At 64.7% G+C, this 19383-nt stretch carries 13 protein-coding genes; 11 read left to right on the top strand and 2 right to left on the bottom strand.

Translation table 11 applies throughout. From position 1 onward, the window contains the following. Nucleotides 1-67: 67 nt before the first annotated feature. Nucleotides 68-613, bottom strand: coding sequence for a hypothetical protein (locus tag CXR02_RS18625; protein WP_104063332.1), 546 nt, complete (start codon nt 611-613; stop codon nt 68-70). Between the two features lie 269 nt (nt 614-882). Between CXR02_RS18625 and CXR02_RS18630 the strand changes: the two genes are divergently transcribed. The 8 genes from CXR02_RS18630 to CXR02_RS18665 all read left to right on the top strand — a co-directional run bounded on the left by CXR02_RS18630 (nt 883) and on the right by CXR02_RS18665 (nt 8657). After that, nucleotides 883-1365 carry a CarD family transcriptional regulator gene (locus tag CXR02_RS18630; protein ID WP_026266570.1) on the top strand — a complete coding sequence of 161 codons (483 nt, stop codon included), beginning with the start codon at nt 883-885 and terminating at the stop codon, nt 1363-1365. 133 nt (nt 1366-1498) lie between these two features. Then, nucleotides 1499-2305, top strand: coding sequence for a 2-C-methyl-D-erythritol 4-phosphate cytidylyltransferase (gene ispD, locus CXR02_RS18635; protein WP_104063333.1), 807 nt, complete (start codon nt 1499-1501; stop codon nt 2303-2305). Between the two features lie 2 nt (nt 2306-2307). Further along, entirely contained in the window at nt 2308-2805 is a 498-nt protein-coding gene (gene ispF / locus CXR02_RS18640; RefSeq protein WP_104063334.1) for a 2-C-methyl-D-erythritol 2,4-cyclodiphosphate synthase, read from the top strand. Between the two features lie 73 nt (nt 2806-2878). Beyond that, a complete protein-coding gene (cysS, locus tag CXR02_RS18645; protein ID WP_104063335.1) occupies nt 2879-4336 on the top strand; it encodes a cysteine--tRNA ligase in 1458 nt (485 codons plus the stop codon). Nucleotides 4337-4404: 68 nt separating this feature from the next. Continuing rightward, on the top strand, nt 4405-5394 hold the full coding sequence (gene rlmB, locus CXR02_RS18650; RefSeq protein ID WP_104063336.1) for a 23S rRNA (guanosine(2251)-2'-O)-methyltransferase RlmB: 990 nt from the start codon (nt 4405-4407) through the stop codon (nt 5392-5394). Nucleotides 5395-5676: 282 nt separating this feature from the next. Then, nucleotides 5677-7788, top strand: a complete 2112-nt coding sequence (gene glgX / locus CXR02_RS18655) for a glycogen debranching protein GlgX (RefSeq protein ID WP_104063350.1) — start codon at nt 5677-5679, stop codon at nt 7786-7788. A gap of 18 nt (nt 7789-7806) precedes the next feature. Then, on the top strand, nt 7807-8292 hold the full coding sequence (locus CXR02_RS18660; RefSeq protein ID WP_104063337.1) for a ribonuclease domain-containing protein: 486 nt from the start codon (nt 7807-7809) through the stop codon (nt 8290-8292). Nucleotides 8293-8300: 8 nt separating this feature from the next. Beyond that, complete coding sequence (locus CXR02_RS18665) at nt 8301-8657, top strand: barstar family protein (protein ID WP_104063338.1); 357 nt, start codon at nt 8301-8303, stop codon at nt 8655-8657. 15 nt (nt 8658-8672) lie between these two features. On the opposite strand, the gene glgP is transcribed toward CXR02_RS18665, so the two are convergent. Continuing rightward, nucleotides 8673-11291 (bottom strand): alpha-glucan family phosphorylase, encoded by a 2619-nt coding sequence (gene glgP, locus CXR02_RS18670; RefSeq protein WP_181037286.1) that lies wholly within the window; start codon nt 11289-11291, stop codon nt 8673-8675. Nucleotides 11292-11443: 152 nt separating this feature from the next. On the opposite strand from glgP, the gene CXR02_RS18675 reads away from it, so the two are divergent. From CXR02_RS18675 to CXR02_RS18685, 3 genes are read left to right on the top strand one after another with little or no spacing between them, the layout of a single operon-like run. Next, nucleotides 11444-13525 carry an alpha-1,4-glucan--maltose-1-phosphate maltosyltransferase gene (locus tag CXR02_RS18675; RefSeq protein ID WP_104063340.1) on the top strand — a complete coding sequence of 694 codons (2082 nt, stop codon included), beginning with the start codon at nt 11444-11446 and terminating at the stop codon, nt 13523-13525. Beyond that, nucleotides 13522-15318, top strand: coding sequence for a maltose alpha-D-glucosyltransferase (gene treS / locus CXR02_RS18680; protein WP_104063341.1), 1797 nt, complete (start codon nt 13522-13524; stop codon nt 15316-15318). Before CXR02_RS18675 ends, treS begins: the two co-directional genes overlap by 4 nt. 1 nt (nt 15319) lies before the next feature. Further along, entirely contained in the window at nt 15320-19027 is a 3708-nt protein-coding gene (locus tag CXR02_RS18685) for a 1,4-alpha-glucan branching enzyme (protein ID WP_104063342.1), read from the top strand. Nucleotides 19028-19383: the final 356 nt, after the last annotated feature.

The raw sequence follows: 19383 nt of genomic DNA on the forward strand, positions 1-19383 counted from the left end.
CCGACTTCAAGTGCACAAAAGGAGGGGCTCCCCGCGGGGAGCCCCTCCTTTTGTGCTTTGCTGCTGCTTAGTGGGCCGCACCAGTGCCGGTGGCCGACGGCGACGGGCTGGGTGTGGCGGATCCGGTCGGTTCGCTGCCGGCCGGCAGGTACTCCTTGTACTCCGCGAGGGAAGCATCCAGGACAGGCACGCGGACGGTCTTGCTCACGTTGGTGCCGTCTTCGGTGATCTTCACATCGACGAGGGAGCCGGCGATGCCGCCGCTTGTGCTGAGGATGGCTGCATCCGTGGAGTCGTTGAGCAGGGTGTAGGAGTTGGCTTTCACCGGCACCTGCGTCTGTGAACCCTCGGCCCCGTTGACGGTGAGCTTGACGTCCTGTGAAGAGGAGTTGTAAACGGCGCCGAGCAGGCGGCCGGGCTTGTCTGCGCCGGCGGAGACAATCAGCATGTTGCGCAGCTGCAGCGGACCCAGGTCGGCGCGGATACCGTCCGACGCCGCGTACTGGTGAGAAGTCTGCTGGGGGTTGATGTAGCCACAGCCGGTCATCGTCGCCAGGGCGAGGGCCAGGGAACCTGCCGCCAGTGCCAGTTTGCCGCCCTGGGCCCGGTTCATCGCAGTGAAACGCACGTCACGTACTCCTCGAGAGTCTTGAAACATTATTCAGCCATAGCCTAGCGGCAAACCGGCCCAAACGAGGATTCCGCACGGTCATAATGCCCTTGGCAGCAGGCCGCGCATGCACTATTATCTGCATTCGTCAAGGGGGCGAAGGGGTCTATTCTGCCCATTTTCCGCGTATTTCCGGGGTTCCGGGGCCGGTTCGAGGCCAGTCATATGCCTGAATCGTGATAAACTGGTCTGCGGGAAAGGGGAATGTCCACATGGTATTTGAGGTCGGCGAGACAGTAGTTTACCCTCACCACGGTGCTGCAAAAATTGAAGAAATCAAGATGCGCACTGTCAAGGGCGAAGAGAAAATGTATCTCAAGCTCAAGGTGGCTCAGGGTGATCTGACCATTGAAGTTCCAGCAGAGAACGTTGACCTTGTTGGGGTCCGTGACGTAGTGGGCAAGGAAGGTCTGGAGCACGTATTTGATGTTCTCCGGGCTGAGTTCACTGAAGAACCCACCAACTGGTCGCGCAGATACAAGGCAAATCTGGAGAAGCTTGCTTCCGGTGACGTCATCAAGGTAGCAGAGGTTGTTCGCGACCTCTGGCGCCGTGATCACGATCGGGGCCTTTCCGCAGGTGAGAAGCGCATGCTGGCCAAGGCCCGTCAGATTCTGATTTCAGAACTTGCACTGGCTGAAAAGACTGATGAAGAGAAGGCTGCAAGCGTTCTCGACGAGGTCCTGGCTTCCTAAGAATTGAGCCCCGGGGGTACGCAAGTGCCTTCGGGGTTTCTTTTTGCCCTTTTTCCGTCCAGCCCACAGCGGCAGGCGCGTCGCGCGGGTGGGATTCGGCGCGCCGGGCAGGCAGGCACGTAGGCTGGACTGCATGAACAACGGACTTCCCCGCCCCGTCACCGCCGTCGTCATTGTGGCCGCAGGGTCCGGCGAGCGGCTGGGTTACGGCATGCCCAAGGCGCGCGTGCCGCTGGGGAGTGACGCCATACTTACGCATGCCCTCCGGGGCGTCGCTGCCGCCGGAGTCGCACGCCAGATCTGTGTGGCCCTGCCGCCCGGAGATACGGTCCTGCAGGAATTGTGCGCGGCCTTCGCCGAGGAACTCCGGGCGGGGCACGATGCCAACCAGGAGAACCCGCTTCCCGTGCTGACAACGGTCGACGGCGGTGCCACCCGTGCCGCTTCCGTCCGGTCAGCGTTGGCAGCCTTGCTGGACGGCACCGAAGCTGTGCTGGTCCACGACGCCGCCAGGGCGCTGACGCCCGAGTATGTCTTCCACCGTGTCGTCGATTCCCTGGCTGCCGGCGCCGTTGCAGTGATTCCTGCCGTACCGGTGGTGGATACGGTGAAGATGGTTACCCCCACGACCGGTGACGATAGCAGCATCGCCCCGGAACTCGTGACCGGGACCGCGCCGCGGGAGGAGCTCCGTTCGGTCCAGACGCCCCAAGGGTTCCGCCTGTCCACACTGATCCAGGCCCATCAGGCAGCGGCGGACTTTGACGAGAAACAGGCTGCCGCGGTCACCGACGACGCCATGCTGGTGGAACTCCTGGGAGTTCCCGTGCACGCCGTCCATGGCTCCACACAGTCACTAAAAATCACCACGCCGCTGGACCTGATCATTGCCGAGGGGCTGCTGGAAGGCCCGCTGGGCATCCGCTGGGTGGAGGGTTAGGCATGAGTGAAGCCAAGATGATCCTGCCGCGCACGGGTATCGGCCTGGATGTACATGCCTACGCGTCCCCTGACCTTCCCCGTCCGCTCTGGCTGGGCGGGCTGTTCTGGGAAGGCGAGCGTGGACTGGCCGGGCATTCGGACGGGGACCCGGTGGCCCACGCGGCCGCCGACGCCCTGTTCTCGGCCGCCGGCATCGGGGACCTCGGCACGCATTTCGGCACCGACCGTCCGGAGTTCGCCGGAGCCTCCGGCGTCACGCTCCTGACCGAGGCGGCGAGGATTGTCCGTGCGGCCGGCTTTGAGATCGGCAACGTGGCAGTGCAGTTCGTGGCTACCCGGCCCAAATTCGGCCAGCGGCGGGAAGAGTCCCAACGCGTGCTGAGCGAGGCGGCAGGGGCGCCGGTCAGTGTCACGGCCACCACCAGCGACGGACTCGGTTTCACCGGCAGGGGCGAGGGAATTGCCGCCGTCGCCACCGCTTTGGTCTATGCCCGGTGATTCAACCCAGCGCAGTTCAGGCCGGATAACGCGCGGGGGCCGGCACTCAGGCCTTTTCCGCTAATCTGGAGCGGTGACTCTCCGCTTCTATGACACCGCGTCCGCCGAAGTCCGTGACTTCGTTCCCCTCGTCCCGGGAAAAGCGAGCCTGTACTACTGCGGAGCCACTGTGCAGGGCATGCCGCACGTGGGCCACATCCGCTCGGCGATCGCCTTTGACCAGCTCACCCGCTGGCTCGAGCACCGGGGGCTGCGGGTCACCGCGGTCCGCAACGTCACGGACATCGACGACAAGATCCTCGCCAAGTCTGCCGAATCGTTCAGCCCGGACTTCGAAGCCGGACCGGACGCTGTCCGCGAGGAGGAATGGTGGGCCCTGGCCTACCGCTACGAGCAGGCGTTCCTGCAGGCCTACGACACGCTCGGCGTTTCCCGGCCCACTTATGAGCCACGGGCAACCGGCCATATCCCGGAAATGCATGCGCTGATCCAACAGCTGATCGACCGCGGCCACGCCTACCCGGCGCTGGACGATTCCGGCGACGTCTACTTCGACGTGCGGTCCTGGGACAAGTACGGGACACTGACGCGCCAGAACATTGACGACATGCAGGGCGCCCCGGACGCGGATCCCCGCGGCAAGAAGGACCCCCGCGACTTTGCGCTGTGGAAGGGCTCCAAAGAAGGAGAGCCGACGACGGCGAGCTGGGCCTCGCCCTGGGGCGCCGGACGTCCGGGCTGGCACCTGGAATGCTCCGCCATGGTCACCAAGTACCTCGGCACCGAATTTGATATCCACGGCGGCGGACTGGACCTGCGCTTCCCGCACCACGAAAACGAAATGGCGCAGTCCCAGGCCGCAGGGCACGGGTTCGCCAACTTCTGGATGCACAACGGCATGGTCACGTACCAGGGCGAGAAAATGTCCAAGTCCATCGGCAACACCATCAGCCCTTCGGAGATGCTGGACATCGCGTCGCCGCGGGTGGTCCGCTACTACCTCGGGCAGGCCCATTACCGCTCAGTGCTGGACTACCGCCCCACATCGCTCGACGAGGCCGCGGCCGCCGTCGAACGCATTGACGGCTTCATCAGCCGCGCCGTTCGGGCCCTCGCCGCCGGTGGGAAATACACGTTCGCCACCTATGGCAAGGTACCCGAGGCGTTCGAGAGCGCCATGGATGACGATCTCAACGTGCCGCAGGCCCTCGCCGTGCTCCACGAAACAGTCCGTGCCGGCAACACTGCCTTGACGGAGGGGAAGCTGGAGGACGCACAGCAGGCCCTGCACAGCGTGCATGACATGCTGCGTGTCCTGGGCCTGAATGCGGTGGCGTCCGGCCCGGCGTCGGACGCCCGGGAATCGGCCGCCCTCGACGTCCTGGTGGAAGCCCAGCTCGCTGCCCGCACCCAGGCCCGGGCCAAGAAGGACTGGGCCGCCTCCGACGCCATCCGCGACACGCTGAAGGCGGCCGGCGTCGTCGTCGAGGATGGCCCTGATGGCGCTACCTGGAGCCTGCAACGGGACTGAACCGGCGATTTTACTTGATTCAGTAGACTGGTAAGCAGACTCAGTCAAACAATCAAGGGTGGAAAATCATGGCCAACAACGGTCGCCGGTCGGTCAAAGCAAAGAAGGGGCCAACCATCGGAACCGGTGGTCATGGCCGTAAGGCCCTGGAAGGCAAGGGTCCCACGCCCAAGGCGGAGGACCGCCCGTACCACAAGGCGCACAAGAGCAAGCAGCTGTCCGAGCGTTCGGCCGCCAAGCGCGGCACGGGTGCCCGTAGCGCCGGCGCCTCCCGCACGGGCCCCAAGGGCCGCGCCACCGAGGAAGTCGTCACCGGCCGTAACTCCGTGGTGGAAGCCCTCCGCGCCGGGATCCCCGCGAAGGCCCTGCATATCGCCATCCGGATTGAAATGGATGACCGTGTCAAGGAGTCGCTGAAGATCGCCGCCGAACGCGGTATCCCGCTGCTTGAGACCGGCAAGCCCGAACTTGACCGCATGACGGACGACGCCATCCACCAGGGCCTGGTCCTGCAGATCCCGCCGTACGAGTACCAGGACGCTTATGACCTGGCCGAGGAAACCGTGGAACGGTGGAAGAAGGGCCACGTATCCAACGCCCCGCTGTTCGTTGCCCTGGACGGCATCACGGACCCGCGCAACCTTGGTGCCATCATCCGCTCCGTCTCGGCCTTCAGCGGCCACGGCGTCGTCGTCCCCGAACGCCGCTCCGTGGGCGTCACCGCTTCGGCTTGGAAGACCAGCGCGGGCGCTGCCGTGCGTGTTCCGGTGGCACGTGCCGCGAACCTGAACAGCGCCCTGAAGCAGTTCAAGAACATGGGCATCTTTGTCCTGGGGCTCGACGGCGACGGCGACGTTTCGCTGCCTGACCTCACCCTGGCCAGCGAGCCCGTCTGCATTGTGGTCGGTTCCGAAGGCAAGGGCCTGAGCCGCCTGGTCCGCGAAAACTGCGACCAGATCGTCTCCATCCCGATCAACTCCGCCATGGAATCGCTCAACGCCTCCATGGCCGTCGGCATCTCCCTGTACGAAATCTCGAGGCAGCGCGCCGTCAAGTAACTCGCTGCGAGGCGGCGGCACAGCCGCCGTCCTCCGCGTGCTGCTCCTTCGTCGCTCTGACGCACGCTTCCGGACGCCCGCCGTGCCGCGAACGCTCTCTCACCTTTGGTGGGTTTAACAGCAACGCTCTCTCACCTTTCGGCGGGGGAGCGTTGCCGTTTTCTTTAGAACTCGCGGCGGTCCGCCAGGACCGTGAGCTTCTGCCCGGCCCGGAACCCCACGACGTGACGTCATAAAAGCGCCGGTGCAGTTCAACAGCCGCTGGCCGCTACCATGGACGTGATGGTCATGCCGCTTTTCGATACCGCTTCCACCAGGGATGCCTCTTCGGCATATCCGCTCGGTGTCAGCGTCCCGCGCCCGGGATCGGGAGCGGATTACGGCGTGCAGTCCAGCGCCAACGTGGCCGTGTACGCCCCGGCCGTGGAGAACCTTGAGATTGCCTACAAGGCCCCGGGCAGCGAGTGGCATCTGCAGACCCTGCCCAATGTCACGCATGGCGTGCACCATGGAATTGTTGAGGATTTCCCGTACGGATCGCTGTACGGTTTCCGCGCCACGTCCAAGGCGGACCCGTTGCCGGTGGCGGTCCCCATCGTGGACCTGGACGACGACGGCGGGCAGCCTCTTTTGCTCGATCCTTACGGCCGGGCGGTGGACGAGCGGGAGGGTTTCCTGACGAGCGTCCGGATGGCCGGCGATTTTGACTGGGGCACCGACGAACGTCCCCGGACGCAGTGGCGGAACACCATCATCTACGAGGCCCATGTCCGCGGCCAGAGCATGCTGCATCCCGATGTCCCCGAGGAGCTGCGCGGCACGTACGCCGGAATGGCCCATCCGGCCATCATCGAGCATTTCAAGAGCCTGGGCATTACCGCTGTCCAGCTGCTCCCGGTGCACTTCCACCTCGATGAGCTGCACCTGCAGAACCTCGGCCTGACCAACTACTGGGGCTACAACACGGCCGCGTTTTTCGCACCGCACGCAGCCTATGCGACGCAGGCGGCGCGGGATGCCGGACCGCACGCCGTCCAGGACGAGTTCAAGGGGATGGTCAAGCTGCTCCACGCGGCAGGGCTGGAAGTGATTCTCGACGTCGTCTATAACCACACTGCCGAGGGCGGCCCGGACGGCCAGGCCATTAGCTTCCGCGGACTCGGTGAGGACACGTACTACCGAACGGATGGCCACGGGAAGTACATCGACACTACGGGCTGCGGCAACAGCCTGAATTTCGGCCAGCCCAGGGTGGTCCAGTTGGTGCTGGATTCCCTCCGGTATTGGGTGGACGAATTCCACATCGATGGCTTCCGTTTCGACCTGGCCGTGACGCTCTGCCGGAACGCGGACAACGAGTTTGATCCCCGCCACCCGTTCCTGGTGGCTGTGGCCGCCGATCCGGTGCTGTCTGACGTAAAACTGATCGCTGAGCCCTGGGACGTCGGCTACGGCGGCTGGCAGACGGGACGGTTCCCGGGCGGCTGGGTTGACTGGAACGACCACTTCCGGGACGGCGTCCGCTCCTTCTGGCTGGCCGACCGGGCGGCCATCGAGGCCGGCGGCCATGGCGGGTCCGTGGCGCGGCTTGCTGATGCCTTGTCCGGATCGGCCGGGCTGTTTGAAGCGTCAGGCCGCTCCAGGCTGGCGTCAGTCAACCTCATCACGGCACACGACGGCTTCACGCTCAACGACCTTGTGTCCTACGACCGTAAACACAACGAGGCCAACGGCGAGCAGAACCGGGACGGGCACGGGGACAACCGCAGCTACAACCACGGCTTCGAAGGCCGGACCGAGGACGAAAGCATCCTGGCGCAGCGGTCCCAGTCCCGGCGGAACCTCATGGCGTCCCTGATGATTTCGTTCGGTGTGCCCATGATCACCGCGGGTGACGAGCTGGCACGCACGCAGCAGGGAAACAACAACGCCTACTGCCAGGACAACCCACTGGCCTGGCTCGACTGGACGCGCACCCCGGAATCCGCAGAGATGCTCCGCAGCACCAAGCGCTACGTCCGGCTGCGCAAGGAGTTCCTGGCAAGCCAGCCCCATGATTTTCCGGCTCGGGATGAGCAGTCCTATATCTACTGGTTTGATCACGCCGGACAGCCCATGTCCATGGATCAGTGGAATGATCCCCGGCACCGGGTCATGCAGCTCCTGCTTGGCTCGGACGACGGCACGCTGGCGGGCCTCGTGGTGGTCAACGGCACCGGCTCCGACGTGAAAATCACCCTTCCGGAACTCAAGAACGACGACGGAACGCCCCGCAGGATGTTCGAACTCCGGCTGACCACGTCGCCGCTTCACGAGCTTCGACAGGGCAGCCGCGTGGCGTCCGGCGAGACGGACAGCATCGAGGCGAACTCCATTAACATCTACCGCACGTAGCTGCGGAGGGGACCAAAATTGCGCAACCGCTCCATTGCCCTGCTGCTGACCGGGCTGCTGGCCATAGCGGTGTTCGCGTTCGGCGGCCCCGGGCTCCTGGAGACTCTAACGGGAAGTACGACGCCGGCCGCCAGTTCCAGCGCGGCCCCGGTCCCGGGCGCTCCCGTCCCGGGTCCTGCGGAGGTTCCGGCCCCGGCGGTAGTCCCCGCCAACCCGTCCGGGCTGCCCGCGATCAAGGAATCCCAGCTGCCGGCCGAAGCGCGGACTACCCTCGCTGCCATCCGTGCCGGCGGCCCCTACGGCTACAGCCAGGACAACAAGACGTTCGGCAACTTCGAGCGCATTCTCCCGCGGCAGGCCTCAGGCTACTACCGCGAGTACACCGTGCCCACCCCGGGTGAATCCGCCCGGGGAGCCCGCCGCATCGTCACCGGCTCCGAGGGCGAGAAGTACTACACACAGGACCACTACGACTCGTTCAAATTCATCGCAGAAGGCAGCTGAACACGCTCATGAAAATTTACTCCGCCGACACCTGGACCATCGAGGAACTCCAGGAACAGGTCGCTGACGCCGGCCGCCGCAGCCTGGTGGTCCCCGCCGCCGACAGCAAGAAGGCTGTCCTGGAAACCTTCGGCGAAGTGCTCGCGTTCCCTGAGCATTACGGCGTGAACATGGACGCCCTGAACGACTCCCTGCACGATTTTGCGGACAATATCGGCGAGAACGGTAGCGCCCCGGTCACAATCCTTTGGCAGGTGGCCGCAGTGTTCCGGCGGGACCGGTCCTTCGGGATCATCTGCGAGGTCCTCCAGGATGCCGAAAGCTACGCTGGCCGTGACCTCGCGGTCACGGCCGTGCTGCTCTAGGTATGACGGCGGGGCTCAGGCGTTGACGATCAGCCCCAGCTCGGCCTTGGAAGCCAATGCCTCGTGCCGAGGCAGGACGCGGACGGTGTAGCCAAAGGGACCGGAGCGGTCTATGACCAGCGAGCCGCTGAACAGGTGGCGTCCCTCGCCGAGGTCCTCTTTCGAGTTCAACTCCATCAGGGTGATGTCCGCCAGGGTGTCGCTTTCCTCGGCACGGCCATAAGCCACCTCCACGGACACGTCCTCCGGTGAGAGGGTGTGCAGCGCGATGTAGGCGTTCACCTGCAGGGTGTCCCCGATCTGCGGGTCCTCGGAAACGCCCACGGAGTCCACATGTTCGACGTGCAGCAGAGGCCACGCCGAACGCACTTTGGCAGTCCATGCCGCCAGCACACGGGCCTGGGCGTAGGAGTTGGCAACGGCCCTGCGTCCGGCCTCGGCGGCGGGGCGGTAGAGCACGTTGACGTAGTCGTGCAGCATGCGCTCCGCGGAAACGGCCGGTCCCAGATGGGACAGCGTGTGCTTGATCATTGACACCCAGTGCGTCGGGACTTTCTCGGTGCCCGTGGTGGACGGTCCGGCAGCACCGGCGCTGTCAGACACCGTGTTCCCGTAGAAGCGTGGCGCCACCTGGGTTTCCAGGAGTTCGTACAGCGCCGCGGCCTCGATGTCGTCCCGCTCTTCGGGGGACGCGTCGTTGTTGGCGGTGGGGATCGCCCAGCCGTTCTCGCCGTCGTACATTTCATCCCACCAGCCGTCCATCACCGAAAGGTTCAGCGAACCGTTGATGGCGGCCTTCATGCCCGACGTACCGCATGCCTCCAGGGGGCGGAGCGGGTTGTTGAGCCACACGTCGCAGCCCGGGAACAGCGTCCTGGCCATCGCGATGTCGTAGTTCGGCAGGAAGGCGATGCGGTGCCGGACCTCGGGGTCGTCGGTGAAGCGGACCAGATCCTGGATCATTTTCTTTCCGGCGTCATCCGCCGGGTGGGACTTGCCGGCGATCACCAGTTGGATCGGGTGTTCCGGATGCAGCAGCAGCGCCTTGAGCCGGTCCGGCTCGCGAAGCATCAGCGTCAGGCGCTTGTAGGTCGGGACGCGCCGGGCGAAGCCGATGGTCAGCACGTCGGGGTCCAGGACGCTGTCCGTCCAGCCCAGCTCGGCGTCGGCGGCGCCACGCTTCTTCCACGCAGCCCGGAGCCGGCGGCGCACGTCCTCCACCAACGCGGTGCGCATTTCACGGCGCAGCGCCCAGACGTCTGCATCGCTGACGTTGTAGGCGAGGTCCCAGCGGCCCAGGGCTTCGGCCTCGGTGCCGAACTGTTCCCTCGCGAGCCGGGAGATGCGCCCGTCGACCCAGGTGGGCACGTGGACGCCGTTGGTAACGGACGTGATGGGCACCTCGGAGTGGTCGAACCCGGGCCACAGGGCCGAGAACATCCCGCGGGATACCTCGCCGTGGAGCTTGGCGACGCCGTTGGCCCGCTGTGCCAGCCGGAGTCCCATCACCGCCATGTTGAAGACTGACGGGTTGCCGTCGGCGTAGTTTTCCCGGCCCAGTTCCAGGATCCGGTCCACGGGTACCGCGGGCGCCAGCCCGGCTTGGAAGAAGTGGTGGATCTGGGAAATCTCGAAACGGTCGATGCCGGCCGGAACGGGAGTGTGGGTGGTGAAGACCGTGGACGCCCGGCCGGCGGCGAGGGCTTCGTCGAAGCTGAGGGCGGCGTCGCCGGCCATCAGTTCCTGAATACGCTCAATCCCCAGGAAGCCGGCATGGCCCTCGTTGGTGTGGAACACCTCGGGTGCGGCGGTTCCGGTGAGCTGCTGGTACGCGCGTAGCGCCTTGACTCCGCCCATCCCCAGCAGGAGTTCCTGCTGCAGCCGGTGGTCTCCGCCGCCGCCGTAGAGGCGGTCGGTGATGCCGCGCGCGGCGTCGTCGTTGCCGGGAACGTTGGAGTCCAGCAGCAAGAGGGGAACGCGTCCGACGTCGGCACGCCAGATGTGTGCCAGCAGCCGGCGCCCGTTGGGGAGCGGGAGTGAGATCTGCAAAGGCCGGCCGTTGCCGTCGGCGGACGGTTCACGAAGCAGTGTGAGGGGGAGGCCGTCAGGGTCGAGTACCGGGTACGTTTCCTGCTGCCAGGCGTCGCGGGAGAGTGACTGCTTGAAGTAGCCCGCCTGGTACAGCAGGCCAACGCCGATCAGGGGAACACCCAGGTCCGAGGCGGCCTTGAGGTGGTCGCCGGCCAGGATGCCCAGGCCGCCGGAGTACTGCGGCAGGACTTCGGTGATGCCAAATTCGGGGGAGAAGTACGCGATGGCGGCCGGGGCATCCTCGCCCAGGCTCTGGTACCAGCGGGGCTGCTCAAGGTACCGGTCAAGGTCCTCGGCGGCGGCGCGGACCTGGCCCACCACCGACGGGTCGGCGGCGAGGCGCTGGAACTCTTCGCGGCTGACCCGGCCCAGGAAGCTGACGGGATCCTGGCCGGATTCCTCCCAGATGCGGCGGTTCAGGCCAGCGAAAAGTTCACGCGTGGGCCGGTGCCAGGACCAGCGGAGGTTGGTGGCCAACAGGGCCAGCGGCCTGATGGGTTCCGGGAGGACTGTTCTGACGGTAAATCTGCGGATTGCCTTCACCTGCGCCACACTAACCGACAACATCAACGTCTGGAACTGCTTTGGCCTTCTTTTAGGTAAATGACAGTTGGCGTGGCGGATAAGTCGAATCGCCGCGACAAAAAGCAGCGCAGGCTTAGCAATCTGGACCATTTCTCGATAACGTCGAGCCTGTGACGACTAACTCAGTAACCCCTGCCGCCTCAAAGAAAAAGCCGAAAGGCCAAATCACCGACGGGCTAAGAATTGGCCGTTTTCCGATCACTGCAGTGCAGCCTGTGGTGGAGGGTGGGAAGTATCCTGCCAAGGCCCTGCCGGGGGAGGGCCTTGTGGTGGGCGCCACGGCCTTCCGGGAGGGGCATGACCAACTGGGTGTCAGCGCGGTCCTCCTGGATCCCCGCGGGAAGGAACGCCAGCGCGTGAGGCTGGCGCCGCCGAGGGGGGAACGCGGCCTCGGTACCGACCGCTGGGAGGGCATCCTCACGCCGTCGGCCGTTGGAAACTGGACGTTTTTCATCGAGGCCTGGCACGACCGCTACGGAACCTGGCACCACAACGCCGAAGTCAAGGTGGCGGCAGGCATCGACGTCGAGCTGATGCTCACCGAAGGATCGGCGCTGCTCTCGGAGGCGGCCGCCGACGCCTCCCGCAATGCGTCGGACCGGCGTACCCTCCGCATGGCGTCTTCCATTCTGGGCAACGGGTCCCTGACCGATGAGGAGCGTCTGGCAGCCGGCTTCGGCGCGGACGTCGCCGCCGTCGTGGACCGCCAGCCAATCCGCGAACTGATCACCGTTTCCGAGCAGTTCCCGCTGCTGGTGGAGCGCGATCTCGCAGGCCGCGGAGCCTGGTACGAATTCTTCCCCCGGTCCGAAGGCGCCGTCAGGGACGCCACCACCGGGGCATGGACGTCCGGGAATTTCCGGACCGCGGCGAAGCGGCTGGACGCGGTGGCGGAAATGGGCTTCGACGTACTCTATATGCCGCCGATCCACCCCATCGGTATCCAGCACCGCAAGGGCCCCAACAACACCCTGATTGCCGGCCCGCATGATCCCGGCTCGCCCTGGGCCATCGGCGCCAAGGAGGGCGGCCACGACGCCATCCACCCGGAACTGGGCACGTTCGAGGACTTCGACGCCTTTGTTGCCCGCGCCAACGAACTGGGCCTCGAAGTCGCCCTTGACCTGGCGCTGCAGGCCGCGCCAGACCACCCCTGGGTGCAGTCCAACCCGGAATGGTTCACTACCCGGGTTGACGGGAGCATCGCGTACGCGGAAAACCCGCCCAAGAAATACCAGGATATTTTCCCGCTCAATTTCGACAATGATCCGGAAGGGCTTGCGAAGGAAATCCTGCGGGTCGTGCTGCTGTGGGTCAGCCATGGCGTGAAGATCTTCCGGGTGGATAATCCGCACACCAAACCGGTGTGGTTCTGGGAATGGCTCATTGGCCAGGTCAACAAAAAGACCCCTGGCGTTGTGTTCCTCGCGGAAGCGTTCACCCGCCCTGCGATGATGCACGCCCTGGGCCGGGCGGGCTTCCAGCAGTCCTACACCTACTTCACGTGGCGGAACACCAAAAAGGAACTCGAAACCTACTTCACTGAGGTCAGCCACGAGTCGCCGGCGTACTTCCGGCCCAACTTTTTTGTCAACACGCCGGACATCCTCACGGAATACCTGCAGTTCGGCGGTCCGGCCGCGTTCAAGATCCGTGCGGCGTTGGCCGCCACCGCCAGCCCCCTGTGGGGCGTTTATGCCGGCTACGAACTTTATGAGCATGTTGCCCGCCCCGGCGCGGAAGAGTACATCGACAACGAGAAATTCGAATACAAAGCCCGTGACTGGGACGCTGCCGCTGCCTCAGGCCGGACCCTGGCGCCGTACCTGACCAGGCTCAACGCGATCAGGCACAACCACCCGGCGCTGCTGGACCTGCAGAATCTCACGGTCCACCACAGCACCGACGACGCCACGGTGGTGTACTCCAAGCACAAGACCCTGCCGGACGGCACCAAAGACACCATCATTGTGGTGGTCAACGTTGATCCGCACGGCATCAGGGAGAGCACCATTTCACTGGATCTGGCTGCTCTGGAACTGGACCCCAAGGATCTGTCGCCCAACGGCGGGTTCCGGGTGGATGACCTCATTTCCGGCGAATCCTGGGAATGGGGCGAATACAACTACGTCCGCCTGGACGCGCACGTTGAACCCGCCCACATCCTGAGCGTGAGGAGATTGCATCAGTGAGCTTTAATCCGCAGAGTTCCAGCCAGCATTTCACCCCCAAGAGCACGTTTGAGCTGAACGCCCCTGGCCTGGCCCACGATCCGCTCTGGTATCGGAAAGCTGTGTTCTATGAGGTGCTGGTGCGGGCCTTCGCGGATGCGAACGGCGACGGTTCGGGGGACTTTTCCGGCCTGATCGACCGGCTGGACTACCTGCAGTGGCTTGGCGTGGATTGCCTGTGGCTGCCGCCGTTCTTCCAGTCGCCGCTGCGTGACGGCGGCTATGACATTTCGGACTACAACTCCGTCCTGGATGAGTTCGGCACCATCAGCGACTTCAAGCGGCTGGTGGCCGAGTCCCATGCCCGCGGCGTCCGGGTCATCATTGACCTGCCGCTGAACCACACCTCGGACCAGCACCCCTGGTTCCAGGAATCGCGCAAGGACCCGGACGGTCCCTTTGGCGACTTTTACGTGTGGAGCGACACTGACGAGAAGTACCAGGACGCCCGCATCATCTTCGTGGACACGGAGGAGTCCAACTGGACCTTCGACCCCATCCGCCGGCAGTTCTTCTGGCACCGCTTCTTCAGCCACCAGCCTGACCTGAATTTTGAGAACCCCAAGGTCATCGAAGCGCTCTTTGACGTGGTCCGTTTCTGGCTGGACCAGGGCATCGACGGTTTCCGGGCGGACGCCATCCCGTACCTCTTCGAGGAAGAGGGGACCAACTGCGAAAACCTGCCGGCCACCCATGACTTCCTGCGCAAGCTGCGGGCTATGGTGGATGAAGGCTACCCGGGCCGCGTCATCATCGCCGAGGCCAACCAGCCGCCCAACGAGGTGGTGGAATACTTCGGAACAGCGGAAGAGCCCGAATGCCACATGGCCTTCCACTTCCCCATCATGCCGCGCCTCTACTACGCCCTGCGGGACCAGAAGGCCGCTCCGATCATCGAGACCATGCATGACACCCCGGAGATCCCCGAAGGGGCGCAGTGGGGGACGTTCCTGCGCAACCACGATGAACTGACGCTGGAGATGGTCACGGCCGACGAGCGTGCGGCAATGCTGGGCTGGTATGCCCCGGACCCCCGGATGCGCGCCAACATCGGGATCCGGCGCCGGCTTGCGCCGTTGCTGGATAATTCCCGGGCCGAGATTGAACTGATCAATGCGCTGCTGCTGTCGCTGCCTGGCAGCCCGTTCCTGTACTACGGGGACGAGATCGGCATGGGGGACAATATCTGGCTCGACGACCGCGATGCTGTGCGCACCCCCATGCAGTGGAACCCGGACCGGAACGCAGGATTCTCCAACGCTGATCCCGGCAAGCTCTACCTGCCGGTCATCCAGTCGCTGGTGTACAACTACGCCATGGCCAATGTGGAAGCCGAAGCCGCCCACTCCGGTTCCCTGCTCCGCTGGACCCGGCAGATCCTCAGCGTCCGCAAGAACCACCCTGCCTTCGGGCTGGGCGCGTTCAAGCATGTCGAAGCCGACCACGATGCCATTGTGGCTTATATCCGGGAACTTTCGGAGGACAACACTGCGGGGCTGCCCGGCGAATCCATTCTGTGCGCCTTCAACCTTTCGCAGCACCCCGTCGCGGCTAAACTGCGGATTCCCCAGTTTGCCGGCCGCGGACTCCGCGATGTGTTCGGCGGTCAGCCGTTCCCCGGAATCGACGACAACGGATCGCTGACGCTGACCCTGGGAAGCCACGATTTCTTCTGGCTGCGGATCCGCTCTGCGACGTCCAACCCGGCCTCCCCGTACACGCAGGCACTGCCCATCCTGTCCATCGAGAACTGACATGGCCCAGCCCACCCTCACAGCCCCGCTAAGCGCCGTCCTTCGAGAATGGCTTCCGCGCCAGCGGTGGTTCCCCGTGAAGACAGCCGATTTTTCGCTGGAACAGGCAGGCAGCCTGAGCCTTGAAGATGCCGCCGGGCAGGCCCGGCTGGAGATCTTCCTGCTAGCTGTTTCCTCCCGGACGGCCGACGGCGGACTCCGCACTGACGTGGTCCAGGTCCCGCTGAGTTACAGGGCAAGTCCGCTTGCCGGAGCGGAGCGGGCACTGGTGGGCCAGGCCCCCGGGGCCGGCATGGCCTGGATATACGACGCCGTGCATGATCCCTCCTTTGTGTCCTCCTGGCTGGAGCTGATCCGGTCCGAAGCGGGCTCGAGCACGGGTTCGGCGACGGGCCACCGCACGCGGTCGGAGCACCGCCTGCCTACCGCCCACGGAATGGTCAAAGTCCTGTCCGGCGAGCAGTCCAACAGCTCTGTCATTGTTGACGACGGCGAGTCCGCGGCGATCGTGAAATTCTTCCGCGTCCTCTCCGAAGGGATCAACCCCGAGGTCGAGGTAGGGGCGGCACTGACGGCCCAGGGCACCTTCGAGGTTCCGGCCACGCTCGGGTGGGTCCGCGGGGAATGGCAAGCGCCGGTGTCATCCGGGCTGCCGGCACAGGGGCCATCGCAGGGCGAGCTTGCCGTAGCCCACGAATTCCTCGCCGGCGGCCGCGATGCCTGGCGCCTGGCCGTGGATGCCGCGCGCACCGGTGCTGATTTCACCGCCGAGGCGCATGCCCTGGGCGCGGCCACAGCCACAGTCCACCGACGGCTTGCGGAAGCACTCGGCACAGCGGTTGAACCGGCCCCGGGTCAGCTCATTGCGCCCGGAGTAGCCCAGCGGGTCCGGCAGGCATGGGCGGAAGCCCGTGCCGCCGTCGGGCCTTACGACGACGCGCTCGCGGCTCTGCTTGGCGAGCTCGACGGCGTGCCGGCAGGGCCGCTGCAGCGGATCCACGGCGATCTCCACCTCGGACAGATCCTGCAGGTCCCCGGCCACGGCGGCCAGCCCAGCCGGTGGGCCATCCTTGATTTTGAAGGTGAGCCACTGCGGCCCATCGCCGAACGCAACTTCCCCGATGTTCCGCTCCGGGACGTGGTGGGAATGCTGCGTTCCTTCGACTATGCGGCAGGCGCGGCGGAACGCGAATATCAGGGTGCCCGCGTTCCGGCGTCCTGGGTCGATGATTGCGCGGACGCGTTCCTTGCCGGCTATGCCGCAGTCACACCCGGCACCATCGACCGGACTTCACCGCTCTTTGTGGCATTGTGGCTGGACAAGGCCCTTTACGAAGTCGTATATGAATTGCGGAACAGACCTGACTGGCTGGCCATTCCAACGAATGCGTCCAGGCGGCTCCTCAGCTTTAAAGGCTCCGGCGATCAGGCCGGAGCAGCATCGGAAGGTATGAAAATGACAGGCTCAGCACGTACAGACCGGCCCCGGGTGCCTCTTCACGTGGACCCGGACACGTTGGCCCGCGTGGCGAACGGCGAACACCACGCGCCGCACTCGGTGCTCGGCGCCCACCTGGACGACCACGGCCATGTGACGGTCCGGACGCTTAAGCACCTCGCGGAGGCAGTGAGCGTGGTGACTGCCGTGGGCTCAGTGCCCATGACCCACGAAAACAACGGGGTATGGGTGGCAGTCCTCGAACCGCTGCAGGCCGGCCACGTCCCCGACTACCGGCTGGAAGTCACGTACCCCGGTGCCGCGCCCCTGACGGTGGATGAGCCGTACCGTTACCTGCCCACCGTGGGTGAAGTGGACCTGCACCTGATCGGCGAGGGCCGGCACGAGAAACTCTGGGAAGTCCTGGGCGCGCACGTCCAGCACTACAAGTCCTCGCTCGGCGATGTTGACGGCGTCTCCTTCGCCGTCTGGGCACCGAACGCGCAGGCGGTCCGCGTCAAGGGCGATTTCAATTCCTGGGACGGCCGCGAAAATTCGCTCCGCTCGCTGGGGTCATCAGGCGTGTGGGAAGTCTTCCTTCCCGGCGTTTTAGCAGGAGCGTGCTACAAATTCGAGATCAAGTCCAAGAGCGGGCACTGGGTCGAAAAGGCGGATCCCCTGGCCTTCGGCACCGAAGTCCCGCCGCTGACGGCGTCTCGCGTAGTGGAACCGTCCTACGTTTTCAAGGACGCCGAATGGATGGCGGCACGCGCCCAGCGTGACCCGCACAATTCGCCGATGAGCGCCTATGAGGTCCACCTCGGATCCTGGCGCCTTGGCCTGGGCTACCGGGAGCTCGCCAAGGAACTGGTGGACTACGTCAAATGGCTGGGCTTCACGCACGTTGAGTTCATGCCCGTGGCCGAGCATCCCTTCGGCGGCTCCTGGGGCTACCAGGTGACGTCCTACTTTGCGCCGACGTCGCGCTTTGGCCATCCGGACGAATTCCGGTTCCTGGTGGATTCCCTGCACCAGGCCGGAATCGGCGTGCTGCTGGACTGGGTTCCGGCGCACTTCCCCAAGGATGCCTGGGCGCTGGCCCAGTTCGACGGCGAACCCCTGTACGAGCACGCCGACCCGAACCTGGGCGAGCACCCTGACTGGGGAACGCTGATCTTCGACTTCGGCCGCACCGAGGTGCGGAACTTCCTGGTGTCCAACGCGCTGTACTGGCTTGATGAGTTCCACATCGACGGACTCCGAGTTGATGCGGTGGCCTCGATGCTGTACCTGGACTATTCGCGCGAAGACGGGCAGTGGTCGCCCAACCGCTTTGGCGGACGCGAGAACCTGGAAGCCATTTCCTTCCTCCAGGAAGTCAACGCCACCGTCTACAAGACCCACCCGGGCGCGGTGATGATCGCCGAAGAGTCCACGGCTTTCCCCGGTGTCACCGCCCCCACAAGCCACGGCGGCCTGGGCTTCGGGCTCAAGTGGAACATGGGTTGGATGCACGACTCCCTCAAGTACGCCTCCGAGGACCCGGTCAACCGGAAGTGGCACCACGGTACGTTGACGTTCTCCATGGTCTACGCGTTCACCGAGAACTTCCTGCTCCCGATCAGCCACGACGAAGTAGTGCACGGCAAGGGCTCCATGCTCCGGAAGATGCCGGGGGACCGCTGGCAGCAGCTGGCCAACCTGCGCGCCTTCTTTGCCTACCAGTGGGCGCACCCGGGAAAGCAGCTCATTTTTATGGGCACCGAATTCGGCCAGGAGGCTGAATGGTCCGAGCAGCACGGACTGGACTGGTACCTGGCCGACATTCCGGCGCACCGCGGATTGCAGCTCCTCACCAAGGACCTCAACGAGCTCTACAGCTCGACGCCGGCCCTCTACGCGCGGGACAACGAGCCCGGTGGTTTCCAGTGGATCAACGGTGGGGACGCCGATCGCAATGTCCTGACGTTTGTCCGCTGGGACAAGGACGGCAATCCGTTGGTGTGCGCCGTCAACTTCTCCGGCGGGCCGCATGTGGGCTATGTCCTCGGCGTTCCCGCTGCCGGGGGCTGGACCGAAGTGCTCAACACTGATGCTGCGGCCTATGGCGGTTCAGGTGTTTTGAATGGCGGTGAGCTGATTGCCCTGGACGAAGGGCTTGATGGCCAGCCGGCATCGTTGATCGTGACGCTGCCGCCCCTGGGTGCGGCGTACTTCAAGCCCGTTCCTTTGGCGGCCGGCGGACCGAAGAGTGTGAACCCGCTCTCTTAAGTGCGCGGCGAAAAGCCCGGAATTCCTTGAGATTCCGGGCTTTTTGCTGCCCTCAGGGTGAGGGTGCAGAGGGCTGTTTGGGGCTTGGTTGGCCATCCCGGCAAAGTGGTGGTAGAGTTTATTTCCGCGCTGCTCCACGGAGTCAGACCGAAAAAACCGACACGAAAGCCTCAGGCTGAGAACGTCGCGGATGCCGGTTTGACAAGAGTGAGACCAGCCGGTAAGTTTGAAAAGTTGCTCCGGAGCGATCCACGGCTGTTTGGTTGTGGTGGTGCCGGGTGTGTCTGTTGTTTGAGAACTCAATAGTGTGCCAAGTTTGTTGATACCAATTGTTTTATTGATTGGTTGTTTTGGCT

It is taken from the genome of Arthrobacter sp. 4R501 (genome assembly GCF_002929755.1).
Classification (GTDB): Bacteria; Actinomycetota; Actinomycetes; order Actinomycetales; family Micrococcaceae; genus Arthrobacter.